Source organism: Mesorhizobium sp. B2-3-7 (genome assembly GCF_006442695.1).
Taxonomy (GTDB): Bacteria; Pseudomonadota; Alphaproteobacteria; order Rhizobiales; family Rhizobiaceae; genus Mesorhizobium.
Genome location: NZ_VFVV01000015.1, coordinates 114,952 through 131,879, shown reverse-complemented (window position 1 = coordinate 131,879; position 16,928 = coordinate 114,952). Strand labels below are relative to the sequence as shown.

Sequence of the window (16,928 nt, the reverse complement as noted above, 5' to 3'; positions counted from 1 at the left end):
GCGCATTGGCCTGCAAACCGAAGGGGATCGGCGAAAGACAAGAACAATGGCGGAACGATCGCAAAACCTTCAGGACCTGTTCCTGAACTCTGTTCGCAAGAGCAAGAACCCGCTCACCATCTTTCTCATCAACGGCGTGAAGCTGACCGGCGTCGTCACTTCATTCGACAATTTCTGCGTCCTGCTGCGCCGCGACGGCCACTCCCAGCTCGTCTACAAGCACGCCATTTCCACGATCATGCCGAGCCAGCCGGTTCAGATGTTCGATGGCGAGGAAAGCCAGGGCGCCTGATTGGCACGTGAGAAGGACCCGGACCGCAGCGTTCGCGGAAAATCAGCACATCAGCCGGGGACGGAGGCCGAGGGTCCGACCCGGGCAGTTGTCATCGTGCCGGTGCTTACCCGCCAGCCGCGCGGCGAGGACGACACCAGCCGTCCGCGGTTGACGCGCTCGGCAGAGGCCCGTCATGATGAGGCGGTCGGCCTTGCCCGCGCCATCGATCTTGATCTGATCCACACGGCCGTGGTTACCATCAACGATCCACGTCCGGCGACCTTGCTCGGCAGCGGCAAGGTCGAGGAGTTGGCGGAGATCGTCAAGGAAGGGCACGCGGAGGTGGTCATCGTCGATCATCCGCTGACGCCGGTGCAGCAACGCAACCTCGAGAAGGAATTCAACGCCAAGGTGCTGGACCGCACCGGGCTGATCCTCGAGATCTTCGGCGAGCGCGCCCGCACCAAGGAAGGCACGCTGCAGGTCGAGCTTGCCCATCTCAACTACCAGAAGGGCCGGCTGGTGCGCAGCTGGACCCACCTCGAGCGCCAGCGCGGCGGTGCCGGCTTCCTCGGCGGCCCCGGCGAAACCCAGATCGAATCGGACCGGCGCGTCCTGCAGGACAAGATCGTCAAGCTGAAGCACGAGCTGGAGACGGTGCGCCGCACCCGCGACCTGCATCGTGCCAAGCGCAAGAAGGTGCCGTTTCCGGTGGTGGCCATCGTCGGCTACACCAATGCCGGAAAATCGACGCTGTTCAACAAGCTGACCGGGGCAGGGGTGCTGGCGCAGGACATGCTGTTCGCCACGCTCGATCCGACGCTGCGCCGCGTGCGGCTGCCGCACGGCACGCCGATCATCCTCTCGGACACGGTCGGCTTCATCTCGGACCTGCCGACGCATCTCATCGCGGCTTTCCGCGCCACGCTTGAAGAGGTGGTCGAGGCGGATCTCATCATCCATTTGCGCGACATCTCCGATCCTGACACATCCGCCCAGGCCGAGGACGTCGAGCGCATCCTGGCCGATCTCGGCGTCGACGCCGGCGATACCAAGCGGGTCATCGAGGTCTGGAACAAGGTCGACCTGCTCGATGAAGGCAATCGCGCACGGCTGCTTGCCGAGAGTACGGATGCCAAGGCGCCTCCCGTCGCCATATCGGCTGTCACGGGCGAAGGCATCGACGCGCTGAACGCGATCATCGAGACACGCATGTCCGGCGAGCTTGAAGATCTGACGGTGACGATCGGGCCGGCGCAGTTCGGCCTTGTCGACTGGCTTTACCGCAATGGCGATGTCGTTTCGCGAACCGACAATGACGACGGCAGCGCCACCATCTCCCTCAAGGCCACGCAAAGTGCCCGCGAAGAGATCGAAAGCAGATTGCGTCGCAAGAATAACGGCTAACGCCAGTTATTTCGCGCTCTTCGCTTCCTGCCAGAGCGCTTCCATTTCGTCCAGATCAGCCTTTTCCAGCGAGCTGCCGGAATTCTCCAGGGCCTGCTCGACATAGTGGAAGCGCGAACGGAATTTCTCGTTGGTGCCGCTTAGCGCTGCTTCCGAATCGAGCTTCAGGTGACGGCCGAGATTCACGACGGCAAACAGCATATCGCCGAATTCATCCTTGATCTCCGCGGTTTGGCCTTTGGCCAGCGCCTCGCGCAATTCGCGGATCTCTTCCTCGATCTTGTCGAGGATGGGGGCTGCCTCGCTCCAGTCGAAACCGACGCGGGCGGCCTTCTCCTGAAGCTTCAATGCCCGCGTCAGTGCGGGCAGGGCGACCGGCACGCTGTCCAGAAACCCCTTGCCGTTGTCTTCCGGGTCGAGTCCGCGCGCGAGACGGGCGCTACGCTTCTCGGCCTTCTCTTGTGCCTTGATCTTCTCCCACATGCCCTTGGCCATGCCGGCACTGCGGGCCTGTTCGTCGCCGAAGACGTGTGGATGGCGGCGGATCATCTTCGTGGTGATGGCCTGGACCACGTCGCCGAAAGCGAACTCGCCGGCTTCCTCAGCCATCCGCGCGTGGTACACTACCTGCAAAAGGAGATCGCCGAGTTCGTCGCGCAGATCGTCGAGATCGCCGCGCGCGATGGCGTCGGCCACCTCATAGGCCTCCTCGATCGTGTAAGGCGCGATGGTCGAGAAATCCTGTTCGATATCCCAGGGACAGCCGGTCTTTGGCGCACGCAGCGCCGCCATGATTTCGATCAGGCGCGAAATGTCTTTCGATGGCTTCATGCGGCGGATGCTATCGCGCGGTCCGCCGCGCGGCCAATGCTGTCGGCGAGCGAAGCGGGCTTGTCCACAGTTGCGCCGAACAAGTCCGGTCAGTCGAGCACGGAAACGATCGCCTTGGCGAGCTTGTCCATGCCGTCTTCCGGCAGGCCGGCGACATTGATGCGGCTGTCGCCGACCATGTAGACGCCATATTCCGCGCGCAGCCGTTCGACCTGCGCTTCCGTGAGCCCAAGCCGGGAAAACATGCCGCGATGGCTGGCGACGAAATCGAAGCGGTCGGAATTGGACTGCCGGCGCAGCGCCTCGGCGAATTGCACCCGAAGCCTGAGCATGCGCAGGCGCATCTCCTCGAGCTCGGCTTCCCAGTCCGCGCGCAAGACCGCGTCCTCGAGCACGATGCGCACTGCCGCTGCGCCGTGGTCCGGCGGCATCGAATACATGGCACGAGCCGCCGACAGCATCTGGCCCAGCGCCACGTCGGCCTGCCCGCTGTCCCTGGCCAGGATCATCGCCGCGCCGACACGGTCGCGGTAGACGGCGAAGTTCTTCGAGCAGCTGGACGCGACGACCATTTCCGGAACTTTTTCGGCCAGCAGCCGCAGTCCGGCGGCATCGGCCTCGAGGCCATCGCCAAAGCCCTGATAGGCAATGTCGACAAACGGCAGCAGGCCGCGCTCGACGACGAGATCTGTGACAGCGGCCCACTGCGCGATGTCCAGATTGGCGCCGGTCGGGTTGTGGCAGCAGCCATGCAGCAGCACCACGTCGCCGCGCTTCGCGGTGCGCAGTGCTGCCAGCATGTCGTCGAAGCGAACGGCGCCCGATGTCGCGTCGAAATAGGGATATTCACGGATTCGCAGCCCGGCGGCGCGCATCACTGGCATGTGGTTCGGCCAGGTGGGGTCGGACAACCAGACCGTCGCATCGGCACGGGTTCGCTTCAAAAGCTCGGCTACCAGCCGCAGCGCGCCGGAGCCGCCCGGCGCCTGCGCAGCACGGATCCGCGTCATGTCTGCATCCGCACCGAAGGCCAGCCTGGCCATCACGGTATTGAACCCGGTGTCGCCGGCGAGGCCGAGATAAGTCTTGGTGTCCTGACCCTGCAGCAGCCGCTTCTCCGCCTCGCGCACGGCCCGCATGACCGGCGTCTTGCCGTCGCGATCCTTGTAGACGCCGACACCGAGGTCGACTTTGTCGGGTCGAGGATCGGCACGATAGAGGCCGATCAGGGCAAGGATCTTGTCGGCGGCAGCCGGCTGAAGGTTTTCAAACATCTGCATGGTTCCGTTGGCGCGGCGGAGTGATACGCAAATCGACCCCCTTGCACCAGCGGTTTTAACTCGCGCCAGCCTGAATCGCATAGCCTGGCATCGCTGCGAGCTACCTCGGCGGCTGCATATCTGCGGCGTTTCGCGAAAAAATCTGCGGGGCCGGGATTAAAACCCCCACATGTTCCGTAAACAGGGCATGAAACGGTCGATGCCACGCTTCGATATCGTCGGACAACTCGGTTCGCTCAGGCGTTACGCGCGCTCGCTGACGCGCGACGGTGCCGATGCCGAGGATCTCGTGCATGACGCTCTTGTGCGCGCCTATGAGCGGCGCGGCACCTTCCGCTCGGGCGGAAATTTGCGCGCCTGGCTGCTGTCCATCGTCCACAACACGTTCGTCGACCGCATGCGCTCGCGACGCTCTGAAGCAGCGCGCATCGAACAGGCTGGATACCTTGCGGATGGCAGCGCGCCGGCGCCGCAGGAGCATTCGGTGCGCCTGGGCCAGGTGCGCGATGCTTTTTTCAGCCTGCCCGAAGAACAGCGCTCGGCCCTGCATCTCGTCGCCATTGAGGGCCTTTCCTACAGCCAGGCGGCCGATGCCAGCGGCGTGCCACTCGGAACACTGATGTCGCGCATCGGTAGGGCGCGCGCCGCGCTTCGGAAGATGGAGGAGGGGGCTCCGACGAAGGCGAAAAATCACCTCAGGATCGTTGGAGGCCCGTCATGACAGGAACTATCGACCCCGTGACGGACGCTGATCTCGACGCCTATGTCGACGATCAGCTCGACGTCTCGCGCCGTATCGAAGTCGAGGCCTTCCTCTCCGCCCGGCCGGAAGAGGCCGCGCGTGTGATGTCTGATCTCAGGATGCGGGACGAACTGCGCGTGGCGCTGGCCGGATCAGGCATGGCGAGGCCGGTGACGACCGATGCCGCGCGGCGCCTGGAGAGGGGACTTGCCCGGGGCCGCATCTTCGGCGTCTTGCAACGTGCCGCGGCGGTGGCCGCTTTCGTCGCTGCCGGCTGGCTGGCTAACGGCTTCGTCGGGCCGATGTCTGTGACCAGGGTCGTCGCCTCGCCGCAGCCGCCCGCCTATGTCGACGAGGCGGTGCGCGCGCACAGGACGACCCTTGTGCGCGAAAGCATGTCTTCGCAGGCCGAGGCGCCAAACTACAATGCCGGCGAAATCCGCGCGGCGACGGCCATCGTCATGCCGTCCTTGCCCAAGGACTGGAAGGTCCGCGACGTGCAGGTCTATCCATCGCGCTTCGGCCCCAGCGTCGAGATGGCGGTCGAGACCAAGGAGATGGGCCTGGTGTCGCTGTTCGCGATACGGCCGGGAACCTTCGACGTGGTCAAGCCGACCGTCGCGCCCTCGGGCGACATTTCCTCGGCCTATTTCCAGATCGGCGAGGTCGCTTATGCGGTGGTCGCGCAAAGCCAGGTCCGCGACCTCGACCGCGCCGCCGAGACGCTTGCGAGAACGCTTTACTGATCCGTTCACAAAGGAGAATGCAAATGAACACGCCCAACCTGGGATACCGCGTCGGCACCGGCGCCCAAAGCGGCGCCCTCTACGACGAGGGCCTGCGCCAGCACATGCTGCGCGTCTACAACTATATGGGCCTCGGCCTCGTGGTCACCGGCCTCATCGCGTTCATGGTGTCGTCGACGCCCGCGCTCTACGTGCCAATCTTTTCCAGCCCGCTGAAATGGGTGGTGATGCTGGCGCCGCTCGCCTTCGTCCTGCTGTTCTCGTTCAAGATGCAGACGATGTCGGCGGCAAGCGCGCAGGCGATGTTCTGGGCCTTCTGTGCGGTCATGGGTCTGTCGCTGGCCTCGGTCTTCCTGGTTTTCACCGGAACCAGCATCGCACGCACCTTCTTCATCGCCGCCACCATGTTCGGCGCCACCAGCCTCTACGGCTACACGACCCGGCGTGACCTGACCCAGTTCTCGTCCTTTCTGATCATGGGCCTGATCGGCGTGGTGATTGCCAGCATCGTCAACATCTTTCTCGGCTCGACCGCTTTGCAGTTCGCCATCTCGGTGATCGGCATCGCCGTGTTCATCGGCCTGACTGCCTGGGACACGCAGTCGATCAAGGAACGGTATGCGGAGAACTTCGACGCGGAGTCGCGGCAGAAGCTGGCCGTTTTCGGCGCCTTCTCGCTCTACCTCAACTTCGTCAACATCTTCCAGCTGTTGCTGAACTTCACCGGCGAGCGGGAATAGTCCGAACTGTAGCAGGCAACACCCTGCATCTTGCCGTGGCCGGAGGGAAATCTCCGGCCACTCTTCATTTGAGACGGCGCCTTGCCCGCTTGTGCCATCGCACGTTCATCGTGACTGTGTGAAACGCAATGCAAACCGCCGCCTTGAGTTCACGCCTGGCCATTTGCTAGCCTGCCGGCCAAGCAAAGACAAACCGCGAGAACATATGGCACAGGACAGCCAGACACTTCATGGCGACGACATCTCGGCCGTTATAGTCGGGCAGGGGGCCGAACTGGTCTCGCTGCGGGATGCGGATGGGCTGGAGCTTGTGTGGCAGGCCGGACCGGCCTGGCGCCGTCATTCCCCGGTGTTGTTTCCGATCGTCGGCCGGCTGAAGGGCGACCAACTGCGCCATCGCGGCCAGACCTATCCGATGACGCAGCACGGCTTCGCCCGCGATAAGTCGTTTGCCTGGGCGGAGAGGGGTTCTCGGTCCTGCATGCTGGTGCTCACCGACGACGCGGAGACCCGAACGCACTACCCCTTCGCCTCTGGCGGTAACCTACACTCTCGACGGCCGGCAGCTTGGCGTCACGTTCGAGATCACCAACACCGGCGACGAGCCGCTACCGGCGTCGATCGGGGCGCACCCGGCATTCAACTGGCCGCTGCTGCCGGACCTGCCCAAGGAGGCCTACCGCCTGACCTTTGCAAAGCCCGAGCATGCGCCGATCCGCCGTCTCAAGGACGGGTTACTGCAGGCGGCAAGGCAGCCGACGCCCATCGAGGGCAACATTCTCGCTTTGTCGGATCGGCTGTTTGACGAGGATGCCTTGATCCTGGACCAGCCTTCCAGCACCGCTGTGCGTTACGGTGCCGATCGTGGTCCGGCGATCGAGATGCATTGGAACGGATTCCGGGAATTGGGCGTCTGGTCAAAGCCGGGCGGCGCGCCATTCCTCTGCATCGAACCCTGGCACGGCCTCGCCAGCCCGGTGGATTTCGATGGCGAATTCGCCGACAAGCCAGGAGTGATGCTGATCGAGCCGGCCGGAAGGTGCGTGCTCGGCTATCGGATCGAACTTCAACCGCAGACGCATTAGCTGAAAGGCTGGCGTCGCGTTCATGGATGGTGGAGTTGTTCGTAAACATCCAACTCGCTTGATTTGGAGGAATGCAGCATGGACCGATTCACCGGCGGTTGCCTGTGCGGCAACGTCCGAATTGTGGCGACTGGACGCCCATACCGGGTGGGCCTTTGTCACTGTCTCGACTGCCGCAAGCATCATGGAGCCCTTTTTCACGCTTCCGCGATTTTCCCTCAGGATGCGGTCACGATCGATGGCGAAACACGCGACTACGCCGGGCGGTTTTTCTGCCCTCGCTGCGGCTCGACCCTTTTCGGCCGCACCGCCGACGAAATCGAAGTCAACCTGGGATCCCTGGATGCCCCTGACCAACTGACGCCGACCTACGAAAGCTGGATCGTCCGTCGCGAGTCCTGGTTGCCGCCGTTTCCGCTCACGAGACGATATGAGCGCGATCGTGACGCCACGGGCCGCTTCGAGGAGTAGACAAACGGCGGGAAGGCGGCGTGGTCAGCGGACCAGCGGCGCTTCACTCCGGAAGGCCGGCCTTGCGGAAGCCATCGACGAAATGGTCGAGCATCGCCGGATCGCGGAAGGGCTCCGTCCAGACCCAGTGGCTGGTGGTGAAATGCGGATTGCCGACGAGGAACAGTTCGACTTCCGCGCGCGCCTCGTCGAGCCGGCCGAGCTGCGCGAGGCTGGCCGCCAGGAAGCGGCGTGAGCTGGTGCGGTAAGTCTCGTCCCGGCGCAACGTCTTGACGGCGGCCTCGTAGTCGCGCGCCGCATATTGCGCCGCGCCGAGCGTCAGATAGTACCAGCTTGCCGGAAACGGGTTGAGCCGGAACGCCTTGCGGATTTGTTCGAGCCCTTCCTCGACCCGCCCGGCCAGCACGGAGATGTCAGACAGTGTCGCCCAGGCATCGGCCTCGTTGGGGTCGAGCTCGAACGCCCTGGCGAACTCGGCATCCGCTTCGGCGAAGTCGCGCTCATAGGCAAGCAGGTTGCCGAGCACCCAGCGGCAGCCGGCGTCGTTGGGATCGATTGCCACCGCCTTGCGCGCCAGCTCCAGGGCAATACGGCGGTTCGGTTCCACCGGTTCGCCCCAATGCACCCATCCCATCCAGTGGTTCATGGCAAGCCAGCGATAGGCCTCGGCATAGTCCGGATCGAGCGCGACCGCGCGCGTCAGCATCAGATGCGCTTCCCGCGCCGTCTGCGGCGAATCGTCGATCAGCTTGCGCGCCCGCACGCACAGATCGTAGGCCTCGAGAGTCTTGGGCCGATTGCGCGGCGGCGGCGCGCGCAGCCGGCCGAGCAGCGCTTCCACGATCTTGGCCGTCACCTCGTCCTGAACGGCAAAGATATCGTCCAGCCCGCGGTCGAAGCGTTCCGCCCAAAGGTGGTCGCCGCTCGCCGCGTCGACCAACTGGGCGTTGATGCGCACGCGCCCCGCGGCACGTCTTGCGCTGCCCTCCAGAAGGTAGCGCACGCCAAGCTCCCGGGCGATTTCGCGCACGTCTGCTGCCTTTCCCTTGTAGGCGAAGGTCGAGTTGCGCGCGATGACGAACAAGCCCGAGGCTCTGGACAGGTCGGTGATCAGGTCTTCGGTCAATCCGTCGGCGAAGGGCTCCTGTTCGGGGTCGTTGCTGAGATTGACGAAGGGCAGCACGGCTATCGACGGCTTGTCGGGCAGCGGCAAAGCTTTTCGGTTCGCGCCATCGAGGGGTTCGACCATCCCCGTGAAGCGGTAGCCGACGCGCGGAACAGTGGTGATCCATTCACCGCCGTCGGCGGACGGACCAAGCAGCTTGCGCAGCTGCGCGATCTGGACGGTGAGATTGCCTTCCTCGACGGCCGTACCCGGCCACGCCGCATCCATCAGCTTGGCCTTGTCGAGGATTTCGCCAGGCCGCCCGACGAGCGCCGCCAACAGCTTCAGCCCGCGGTAGCCGACGGCAACAGGATCATCGTTCCGAAGCAGCGTTCCCGCATCCGGATCAAGCACGAACGGACCGAAGGCAAAGCGCGATCCCTGCATAAGGCGCATCTATAGCCCGTTTGGAACTTTTGAGAACTATTTGGGAGGGCTTAATTACGGCGCTGTTTGCATCCGGCACAATTCAACCTCTTTCAGGTCGAGGTCCACCCTCAAACCATAGGAGGTTGCCATGAACGATACCCTTGCATCGACGCGGTGTCAGACGGTGCGGCCGAGAATGCCTGTAGTGCTGGCGGAAGCGTCGCGTCGGCACTTGGCGACCCTGCGAAGCATTGTCGCGGCCTGGCACGATCGGACCTGGCGCGAGCGGATACGCTTTCGCTGGGAGCTTGAGCGAATGTCGAAGGACAATCCCCATCTGATCGACGACATCGGATTGACGAGACAACAGGTCGAGGCGGAGCTGGCAAAGCCTTTTTGGCAACGGTAGGCCGAATGCTGCAACCAGAGCGAGCGGAGCTCATTGAAAGTTCTGGGGTAGGGAGGTTGCCTCGAGAAGCCGGGGGCAAACCAGCAGCGCGTCGCCAGATCCAAAGCACGAACTCGCCGAGGTCATCGACCAGGTGTATCCTTACGGCTGCATCATGGCCGGCGAAATGATCTGGTTGAGCGCAAGGACAGGAGTTCCAGACCGCGGCCTCGGCCCAGCTGGCGCCCCTCGTCAACAAAATGGTTGTGGCCCAATGTTTTCTGCGCCGCTACCGATGACTTTATCGCATTGCGAGGCTATTCGGACTTATTGCTATATGCTTGGCGTCTAAATATTCATATCCTAATAAGGCTTCGCGTTGCTCACCCACATTCTTGATTTGTTCCGGGCCACCAAACACAGGCACCGGGAAATGCTCGCTCCCTTCCCGATAAACCCACAGCCGCCCGGCAACCCGGACCGGTGAAATCGTGGCGTTCTTTACGATCAACTCCTTCTATGAGACAGAAGCCGCTCGCATGACCGCGTCAGCGTGGCGTCTTGGCCTTTCTGTCCAAGCCCGGCCATTCGCCGACGCTGGATCCTGGGTGCGCAACGCGAGCCTGAAGCCGACATTCCTTGTCAATATGCGTAGGAGGCTTCAGGGACCGCTGCTGTATGTGGACGTCGACACGGTCTTCCATCATGATCCCTGGCCGGAGCTCGCCGGTTTTGATTGCGACATCGCGGTCTATCGCGAAAGTGGCCGGCTGATGGCTGGAACCATCCTCATCAACGATACGCCGGCTGCTCGCGAGATCCTCGCCTTGTGGAAGAAGCGCAGCGATGAAAACCCGGAAGTCTGGGATCAGGTCGTGCTGCAGGAAATCCTCGACGAAGATCAGGCCTCGGCAAGCCCGCGCTATCGCGAAGGCCAGCTCCCGGCGCCGTTCTGCTGGGTGTTCGACCGCCTTGAGAATGGGAAGCCCGATAAGGTGTATATCGAGCAGCTCCAGGCGAGCCGGGAAATCTATGAGCGGCACGCTCGCGGCAAAGCACGCAGAGGTCTCAACCGTCGGCAGGACCGAGTCCGGACCATTGAGCGCATTCTTGACGAACACAGAGAGCGGCTACGCAGGTAGCCGACGACAGCCATTGCTGCAGCTTCGATGCCCTCGCGGGCGGCGACGAAGCGGCTGCCATGTGGCCCGTGATCTGCAAAGCGTTCATTCCAATTCACCAGTTTAGCAGAACGGGCACCAAAAACCGTGTCAGGAGAGTTGAGGTGGGGAGATTGGCTGCGCACAAGCAGGAGCGACATTCCTACCTTGCCGAAAGTCGCATAAGATAGATTATGGAACTAAGCTTCCAGCTCGGGTCTCAGGATCGGCCGTCGGTTGCCGGTCGAATGCGATCTTACGTCCGCCGGTTCCGGTGTGGAGACAGGGTTCACAGACTGAACCCCGTTCAACAGAGCAGCCCGCCTTGGACGGGCTGCGTTGGCATCTTAGGCAGGTCTAGGCAGGTCTACTCGGCGGCGCCGATCGCCTTGAGCCCGGCGGCGGCGCATTTGGCGTCGATATCGCCCGAAGGAGCACCGCCGACGCCAATGCCGGCCACCAAGGCATCGCCGAACTTGACCGGCAAGCCGCCAGCCTGGATCACCATGCGACGATCCATGTCACGCATGCCGTCATTTGCCGGCTTGGAGGCTATGAATTCGGCGAGCCCCGCAGTGTCGCGACCCAAGGCTGCCGCGGTGAAGGCCTTGCCTTCGGCGCTGGATGCGGTGTGTGCGCCGGAATTATCGGCCTTGAGCAGCACTTGCGTCGCGCCGCTCCGCGCCACGATGGCGACGCTGACATTGCTGCCTTCGGCAGCGCAGGCCTCCAGCGCGGCTTGTGCTGCCTTGGTTGCCCGTTCAAGCGGCAAGTAAGGGGCGGTTGGCAATTCCTGCGCTGTGGTAGCGATAGGAGCAAGAAGCGTCACTGTAAGTACGAGTTTGCGAATCATCTGGCCTCTCCTTTCCAACTAACGGGCAAAGATTAGCGCCTCTTGTTCTCAATGTATATTTTAGGAAGTTGTCACATAGACTGCGACTGCCTGTCAGGCCTGCAATGCAGATCGACGAGCATCCACCGGCCTGACAATGCAATCCTCTTTGAACATTTTGCAATCTTGAAGCGGCAGCGAACTGGCGGCGGCCGTGTGGCGATGCCAAGTGCAAGATCTCGACGTCGCACCTGTAGTCGCGGCTCATGGCCAGGCGACCAATGCCAGCTATGAAGAGAACATTCTATCTGTCTGATCTATAAGGAATTTCAAGCGCCATGCCATCAAATGCCGGCTCGACATTTGCCGGAGTCTCAGCCATCACGGTAGCGTAGTCCAGCGGCCCATGCATATGGGTCAGCACAGCCTGTTTCGGGGCCAGCCGCTCGATCCACTCAAGCGCCTGGCCAAGCGACAGATGGCTCGGGTGCGTCCTGTACTGCAGCGCGTCGATGATCAGGACATCGAGATTACGCAGCCGCTCGGCGGTGGCAGCCGGAAAATCGCTGATGTCGGGGCAATAGGCTAGTCCGCCGATGCGGAAACCGAGCGATATGATGTCGCCATGAACCTGCGGCAGCGGCTCGAGGGTGAGGGCACCGCCCTCGCCTTCGATCACGACCGGCTTTGTGTGATCGATGATATGGGCGTCGACAATCGGTGGATAGGAACTGCCTGGCGGCGTCTCGAAACAGTAGCCGAAGGCCTGGCGCAGCCGCAGCATCGTTGGCTGGTCGGCATGGATATCGATCCGCTGCCGCTGGTCGAGCACGAAGCCGCGCAGGTCGTCGATGCCGTGGATGTGGTCGGCATGTGGATGGGTGTAGACGACGGCATCGATGCGTTTGACCGACGCCATCAGCATCTGCTGGCGGAAATCCGGTCCTGTGTCGATGACGACGGTGGTGCGGGCGCCGCTCTCGGCAATCCGCTCGACAAGGGCTGCCGTGCGCATGCGCCGATTTTTCGGGTTGTGCGGATCGCAATTGCCCCAGTCGCCGGTGATGCGCGGCGTGCCCGGTGACGAGCCACAGCCGAGAATGGTGAGGCGCAGCCGGTCTGTCATCGTTCAGGCGCTTTGCTCGGCGGGTCGCGGCATCTTGCCGAACAGCCGGAAGAAATTATCGGTCGTCAAAGCTGCGATTTCACCTTCGCTGACGCCGATCGTCTCGGCCAGAACCCTGGCCGTGTGCGCGACATAGGCGGGTTCGTTGCGCTTGCCGCGAAATGGGATCGGCGCGAGATATGGCGCATCGGTCTCCACCAGCAGCCGGTCGTGCGGCAGGTCGGCGGCTATGGCGCGTATTTCGGGCGAATTCTTGAAGGTCAGGATGCCGGAAAACGAAACATAGCCGCCCAGCGAGACGCCGACCTCGGCCAGCCTGCGTCCCGACGAAAAACAGTGCAGGACGAATGGGAAGGCGCCCTTCCCCGTTTCTTCCTCAAGAATATGAGCCATGTCGTCGTCGGCGTCGCGCGAATGGATGACCAGCGGCAGGCCCGTCTCGCGAGCAGCGGCGATGTGGTTGCGCAAACCCTGCGCCTGCGCATCGCGGGGCGCCTTGTCATAGAAATAGTCGAGCCCGGCCTCGCCGATCGCCACCGCCTTTGGATGAGCGGACAGGCGCACGAGATCCGCCGTCGTCACGTCAAGCTCTTCGGCGGCATTGTGCGGATGGGTTCCGACGGAGCAGTACACTTCGTCGAAAGCATCTGCGATTTCAAGTATTTGCTGAAATCGCTTCACGCGCGTCGAAATGGTTACCATGCGGCCGATCCCGGCGGCCAGGGCACGGGCGACGACGGCCGCCCGTTCCTCGGCGAAGTCCGGAAAATCCAGATGGCAGTGGCTGTCGACGAGCATCAGCCGTTCGCTTCCGGCTGATCGACATAACGCGGAAACACGCCTTCTGGCACAGGCAACGCTCTGCCCGGCACAAGCGCATGGTCGGCGTGGAGATGCACGAAATTGCGCTCGTCTGCCGGCACCGCCAGCAGGTCAAGCAGCTTCGCGGCCGATCCTGGAATAAAGGGTTGGCACAGAATCGCCACGCGCCGGACCACCTCGGCCGTTGTCCACAGCACCGTTTGCATGCGCTCGGGGTTGGTCTTCTTCAGTGCCCAGGGTTCCTGTCCGGCGAAATACCGGTCGGCTTCGGCCACCACGCCGAAGATCGACGCCAGCGCCAGATGGATGCCCTGCTCGGCCATTGCCTTGCGCGCGGCGGCAAGAGCGGCCGCCGCCTGATCGAGGATTGCCTTGTCGGCATCCGTCAGCTCGCCGCGCGTCGGCACCACGCCGCCGCAGTTCTTGGCGATCATCGACAGCGAGCGCTGCGCCAGATTGCCGATGCCGTTGGCGAGGTCGGCATTGGTGCGGTTGACGATCGCTTCGTGGCTGTAGCTGCCGTCCTGGCCGAACGGCACCTCGCGCAGGAAGAAATAGCGCACCTGGTCGAGCCCGTAGTGCTCTACCATGGTGAAGGGGTCGATGACGTTGCCGACCGATTTCGACATCTTCTCGCCGCGGTTGAACAGGAAGCCGTGGCCAAAGACGCGCTTCGGCAGCGGAATGCCTGCCGACATCAGGAAGGCCGGCCAGTAGACGGCGTGGAAACGCACGATGTCCTTGCCGATGATGTGCGCATCGGCCGGCCAGAATTTCCAATTATCTGCTTTTTCATCGGGATAGCCGACGCCGGTAATGTAGTTTGTCAGCGCGTCGACCCAGACATACATCACGTGCTTCTCGTCGCCGGGCACCGGCACGCCCCAGTCGAACGTCGTGCGCGAGATCGACAGGTCTTTCAGTCCCGATCTGACGAAGCTCATCACTTCGTTGCGCCGCTCGGCCGGGCCGATGAAATCCGGCTGGCCCTCATAGAGCGCCAGCAGTTTGTCCTGATAGGCCGAGAGCCGGAAGAAATAGCTTTCCTCCTCGACCCATTCGACCGGCGTTCCTTGCGGGCCATAGCGGATATTGTCGGGACGAACCTCGGTTTCCTCCTCGCCGTAATAGGCTTCGTCGCGCACCGAGTACCAGCCGGCATAGCCGCCCTTGTAGATGTCGCCATTGGCGGCCATCGCCTTCCAGATCGCCTGAGAGGCCGCGTAGTGCCGCTCTTCGGTGGTGCGGATGAAATCGTCGTTGGAGGCGTTGAGAGCGGTCGCCATGCGTTTGAACTCGGCCGAATTGCGGTCGGCCAGTTCGCGCGCCGAAATGTCTTCCTTCTTCGCTGTCTGCAGCATCTTGATGCCGTGTTCGTCGGTGCCGGTGAGAAAGAAGACCTGCTTGCCGTCGAGCCGTTGAAAGCGGGCCAGCGCATCGGTGGCGATCAATTCGTAGGCATGGCCGATATGCGGCTTGCCATTGGGGTAAGAGATCGCGGTCGTGACGTAGTATGTATCGCGTGACATGAATGAACCGTCATGAATGTCTGAATGTAAGGCGTGGCGGTGGATATCGCATCGGGGCGGCGATTGCCATCCCGAGGGAACCATCACATTCGCATTGCAGACTTCAGGCGGTCGATCATGGTCAAGGCGTGCTGCTTCTTGTCGAGATTGTAGGTATCAGTCTCAGATATAGCGTCCAGCGCCTCATGCCAAGTGTCCGAAAGCGTTTTGGCTCGTGCGAGATCGCCGGCCAGCGCCGCCCGGCTCGCCGCATAGGACAACAGGTCGAGCGCGCGGCGGTTGAAGATATCGAACTGGATCGCCTGGTCGCGCCCGGCCACCACCTCGGCAAGGCGATAGGCGCCGGCGATGTCGCTCTTGCCGGCGCTCACCAGGGCGTCCAGCGTTTCGGCGATCTCCAACCCGCCATACTGCGTCAGGAGGATCGCATTGCGGGCGCTGCCCCCTGCCCGCGCGGCAAGGGCTGTCCGCGCGGCCGGATCGTCCGGCGGAGGCGGCTCGGCAGTTTCCAGCACCGCCATCAGCTCGTCGGCATCGAGCGGCGACAGCCGAACCAATTGGCAGCGCGAGCGGATCGTCGGCAACAGGCTGCCCGGTGCATGGACGATGAGGATGAACAGCGTTCGCGCCGGCGGCTCCTCGAGATTCTTCAGCAAGGCATTGGCTGCATTGGTGTTCATGTCATCGGCCGGATCGACGATCACCACCCGGTAGCTGCCGTCATGCGAAGTCAGCGACAGGAAGCGATTGACCTTGCGGATCTCGTCGACGGTGACGACCGTCTTGAAGTTCTTGGTCTTGTCGTTCAGCGGACGGGTCAGATGCAGCACGCCGGGATGCGCGCCGGTGGCGATCTGGCGAAACAGCGAGGACGCCGGATCGGGAACGGCGAGCGTCTCCGGCGCCTGCTCGAAGGCCGGATGCTTCAGGAGGTGATGCGCCAGATGGAAGGCGAGCGTCGCCTTGCCGATGCCGAGCGGTCCGGCGAAGATCAGCGCGTGCGGCAGCTTTCCAGCACGATAGGCGGCGGCGAGCATGGCGGCGGCCTGCCCGTGCCCGACCAGGCGTGGCGTTTCGGACGGTTCGGGGACGCCGTCCAGCGTGTCATGCTGTTCCGGCGCGATGCGTTCGAAGATCATGCGGGTGCGGTCTGTCTGTTGCGCATGGGCGCCCTCGCCTCCAGCGCCGCGAACACCGTGGCGGTGACGACATTTTCTACCGCATCGGGAGCGGCGGATGCGTCGATCACGACGCAGCGCTCCGGCTCGGCCGCCGCGATCGCCAGGAATGCCTCGCGGCGCGCCTCGTGAATGGCAAGTGTTTCCTTTTCGAAGCGGTCGGGGCCGGCGCCGGCGCCGCGACGTACTGTTGCGCGTCTCAGGCCTTCGGTGGGATCGATGTCGAAGATCAGCGTCATGTCGGGCATCATGCCATTGATGGCCACCTGCTCCAGCGTCTCCATGAACACCGGGTCGAGGCCGCCGGTGACGCCCTGGTAGACGCGCGAGGAATCCAGGAAGCGGTCGCATAGGACAATGGAGCCGCGCTCGACCGCCGGGCGGATGACCTGCTCGACATGGTCGGAGCGCGCCGCGGCGAAAAGCAGCGCTTCCATCTTCGGCCCAAACGGCTCGGCGGCGCCCGAAAGCAGCACATGCCGGACCGCTTCCGCGCCCGGCGAGCCGCCGGGCTCGCGGGTGACGAGGACGTCGTATTTCTTGGCGCGCATCTTTCCCGCCAGCCGCTCGATCTGCGTCGACTTGCCTGCTCCTTCGCCGCCTTCGAAGGTGATGAAAAATCCGCGTGCCAATCGAAAGGCCTTTATCCCTTATTTGAATGGATTCTAGCGCTCTAGATAGTCCGCGTTCGGGGAAACGTCCATGCCGCCGGAGTTATCGCAGTCGCTCAAAAGTGAGCTCGGCTTTGAGAGAACGACATGCATAAACAAAGACGCTAAAGCG

At 63.0% G+C, this 16,928-nt stretch carries 17 protein-coding genes and 1 pseudogene; 9 read left to right on the top strand and 9 right to left on the bottom strand.

The window, feature by feature from the left end; genetic code table 11:
• Positions 1-46 precede the first annotated feature (46 nt).
• On the top strand, positions 47-292 hold the full coding sequence (gene hfq, locus FJ940_RS24940; RefSeq protein ID WP_006202172.1) for an RNA chaperone Hfq: 246 nt from the start codon (positions 47-49) through the stop codon (positions 290-292).
• Entirely contained in the window at positions 293-1,681 is a 1,389-nt protein-coding gene (gene hflX, locus FJ940_RS24935; protein WP_140561174.1) for a GTPase HflX, read from the top strand. It abuts the gene before it with no gap.
• Positions 1,682-1,687: 6 nt separating this feature from the next.
• Here the strand turns inward: hflX and mazG are convergent, their stop codons facing one another.
• Both mazG and FJ940_RS24925 read right to left on the bottom strand, forming a co-directional pair.
• Positions 1,688-2,512 (bottom strand): nucleoside triphosphate pyrophosphohydrolase, encoded by an 825-nt coding sequence (gene mazG, locus FJ940_RS24930; protein ID WP_140658217.1) that lies wholly within the window; start codon positions 2,510-2,512, stop codon positions 1,688-1,690.
• An 89-nt stretch (positions 2,513-2,601) separates the two neighbouring features.
• Entirely contained in the window at positions 2,602-3,786 is a 1,185-nt protein-coding gene (locus tag FJ940_RS24925; RefSeq protein WP_140658215.1) for an amino acid aminotransferase, read from the bottom strand.
• A gap of 205 nt (positions 3,787-3,991) precedes the next feature.
• On the opposite strand from FJ940_RS24925, the gene FJ940_RS24920 reads away from it, so the two are divergent.
• The 5 genes and pseudogenes from FJ940_RS24920 to FJ940_RS24900 all read left to right on the top strand — a co-directional run bounded on the left by FJ940_RS24920 (position 3,992) and on the right by FJ940_RS24900 (position 7,576).
• On the top strand, positions 3,992-4,513 hold the full coding sequence (locus FJ940_RS24920) for a sigma-70 family RNA polymerase sigma factor (protein WP_246671044.1): 522 nt from the start codon (positions 3,992-3,994) through the stop codon (positions 4,511-4,513).
• Positions 4,510-5,280 carry an anti-sigma factor gene (locus FJ940_RS24915; RefSeq protein ID WP_140625146.1) on the top strand — a complete coding sequence of 257 codons (771 nt, stop codon included), beginning with the start codon at positions 4,510-4,512 and terminating at the stop codon, positions 5,278-5,280. Before FJ940_RS24920 ends, FJ940_RS24915 begins: the two co-directional genes overlap by 4 nt.
• Positions 5,281-5,303: 23 nt before the next feature.
• Positions 5,304-6,020, top strand: a complete 717-nt coding sequence (locus tag FJ940_RS24910; protein WP_140658213.1) for a Bax inhibitor-1/YccA family protein — start codon at positions 5,304-5,306, stop codon at positions 6,018-6,020.
• A 205-nt stretch (positions 6,021-6,225) separates the two neighbouring features.
• Positions 6,226-7,105 (top strand): annotated as a pseudogene (locus FJ940_RS24905) (aldose 1-epimerase family protein).
• 78 nt (positions 7,106-7,183) lie between these two features.
• Complete coding sequence (locus FJ940_RS24900) at positions 7,184-7,576, top strand: GFA family protein (RefSeq protein ID WP_140515410.1); 393 nt, start codon at positions 7,184-7,186, stop codon at positions 7,574-7,576.
• Between the two features lie 43 nt (positions 7,577-7,619).
• On the opposite strand, the gene FJ940_RS24895 is transcribed toward FJ940_RS24900, so the two are convergent.
• A complete protein-coding gene (locus tag FJ940_RS24895) occupies positions 7,620-9,137 on the bottom strand; it encodes a winged helix-turn-helix domain-containing tetratricopeptide repeat protein (protein ID WP_181171812.1) in 1,518 nt (505 codons plus the stop codon).
• A 121-nt stretch (positions 9,138-9,258) separates the two neighbouring features.
• Here FJ940_RS24895 and FJ940_RS24890 point away from each other — a divergent pair, with 121 nt between their 5' ends.
• A complete protein-coding gene (locus tag FJ940_RS24890) occupies positions 9,259-9,519 on the top strand; it encodes a DUF1127 domain-containing protein (RefSeq protein WP_181165346.1) in 261 nt (86 codons plus the stop codon).
• A 470-nt stretch (positions 9,520-9,989) separates the two neighbouring features.
• Entirely contained in the window at positions 9,990-10,640 is a 651-nt protein-coding gene (locus FJ940_RS24885) for a putative nucleotide-diphospho-sugar transferase (protein ID WP_246671045.1), read from the top strand.
• Positions 10,641-11,025: 385 nt separating this feature from the next.
• On the opposite strand, the gene FJ940_RS24880 is transcribed toward FJ940_RS24885, so the two are convergent.
• The 6 genes from FJ940_RS24880 to tmk form a co-directional block, all read right to left on the bottom strand.
• Positions 11,026-11,511, bottom strand: a complete 486-nt coding sequence (locus FJ940_RS24880; protein WP_140658211.1) for a heme-binding protein — start codon at positions 11,509-11,511, stop codon at positions 11,026-11,028.
• A 283-nt stretch (positions 11,512-11,794) separates the two neighbouring features.
• Complete coding sequence (locus FJ940_RS24875; RefSeq protein ID WP_140658210.1) at positions 11,795-12,616, bottom strand: MBL fold metallo-hydrolase; 822 nt, start codon at positions 12,614-12,616, stop codon at positions 11,795-11,797.
• Positions 12,617-12,619: 3 nt separating this feature from the next.
• Positions 12,620-13,414, bottom strand: coding sequence for a TatD family hydrolase (locus FJ940_RS24870; protein WP_140498582.1), 795 nt, complete (start codon positions 13,412-13,414; stop codon positions 12,620-12,622).
• Positions 13,414-14,967, bottom strand: coding sequence for a methionine--tRNA ligase (gene metG / locus FJ940_RS24865; protein ID WP_140498583.1), 1,554 nt, complete (start codon positions 14,965-14,967; stop codon positions 13,414-13,416). The genes FJ940_RS24870 and metG overlap by 1 nt, the downstream gene beginning before the upstream one ends.
• 83 nt (positions 14,968-15,050) lie before the next feature.
• Positions 15,051-16,106, bottom strand: a complete 1,056-nt coding sequence (locus FJ940_RS24860; protein WP_140498584.1) for a DNA polymerase III subunit delta' — start codon at positions 16,104-16,106, stop codon at positions 15,051-15,053.
• Positions 16,103-16,777 carry a dTMP kinase gene (gene tmk, locus FJ940_RS24855; protein ID WP_140498585.1) on the bottom strand — a complete coding sequence of 225 codons (675 nt, stop codon included), beginning with the start codon at positions 16,775-16,777 and terminating at the stop codon, positions 16,103-16,105. The genes FJ940_RS24860 and tmk overlap by 4 nt, the downstream gene beginning before the upstream one ends.
• Positions 16,778-16,928: the final 151 nt, after the last annotated feature.

Coding starts and splice junctions, on each gene's coding strand:
- FJ940_RS24880 (WP_140658211.1), bottom strand. CDS start 11,511: ATGATTCGCAAACTCGTACTTACAGTGACGCTTCTTGCTCCTATCGCT.
- FJ940_RS24915 (WP_140625146.1), top strand. CDS start 4,510: ATGACAGGAACTATCGACCCCGTGACGGACGCTGATCTCGACGCCTAT.
- FJ940_RS24900 (WP_140515410.1), top strand. CDS start 7,184: ATGGACCGATTCACCGGCGGTTGCCTGTGCGGCAACGTCCGAATTGTG.
- FJ940_RS24890 (WP_181165346.1), top strand. CDS start 9,259: ATGAACGATACCCTTGCATCGACGCGGTGTCAGACGGTGCGGCCGAGA.
- FJ940_RS24925 (WP_140658215.1), bottom strand. CDS start 3,786: ATGTTTGAAAACCTTCAGCCGGCTGCCGCCGACAAGATCCTTGCCCTG.
- FJ940_RS24920 (WP_246671044.1), top strand. CDS start 3,992: ATGCCACGCTTCGATATCGTCGGACAACTCGGTTCGCTCAGGCGTTAC.
- FJ940_RS24870 (WP_140498582.1), bottom strand. CDS start 13,414: ATGCTCGTCGACAGCCACTGCCATCTGGATTTTCCGGACTTCGCCGAG.
- metG (WP_140498583.1), bottom strand. CDS start 14,967: ATGTCACGCGATACATACTACGTCACGACCGCGATCTCTTACCCCAAT.
- FJ940_RS24895 (WP_181171812.1), bottom strand. CDS start 9,137: ATGCGCCTTATGCAGGGATCGCGCTTTGCCTTCGGTCCGTTCGTGCTT.
- hfq (WP_006202172.1), top strand. CDS start 47: ATGGCGGAACGATCGCAAAACCTTCAGGACCTGTTCCTGAACTCTGTT.
- FJ940_RS24860 (WP_140498584.1), bottom strand. CDS start 16,106: ATGATCTTCGAACGCATCGCGCCGGAACAGCATGACACGCTGGACGGC.
- FJ940_RS24910 (WP_140658213.1), top strand. CDS start 5,304: ATGAACACGCCCAACCTGGGATACCGCGTCGGCACCGGCGCCCAAAGC.
- FJ940_RS24875 (WP_140658210.1), bottom strand. CDS start 12,616: ATGACAGACCGGCTGCGCCTCACCATTCTCGGCTGTGGCTCGTCACCG.
- mazG (WP_140658217.1), bottom strand. CDS start 2,512: ATGAAGCCATCGAAAGACATTTCGCGCCTGATCGAAATCATGGCGGCG.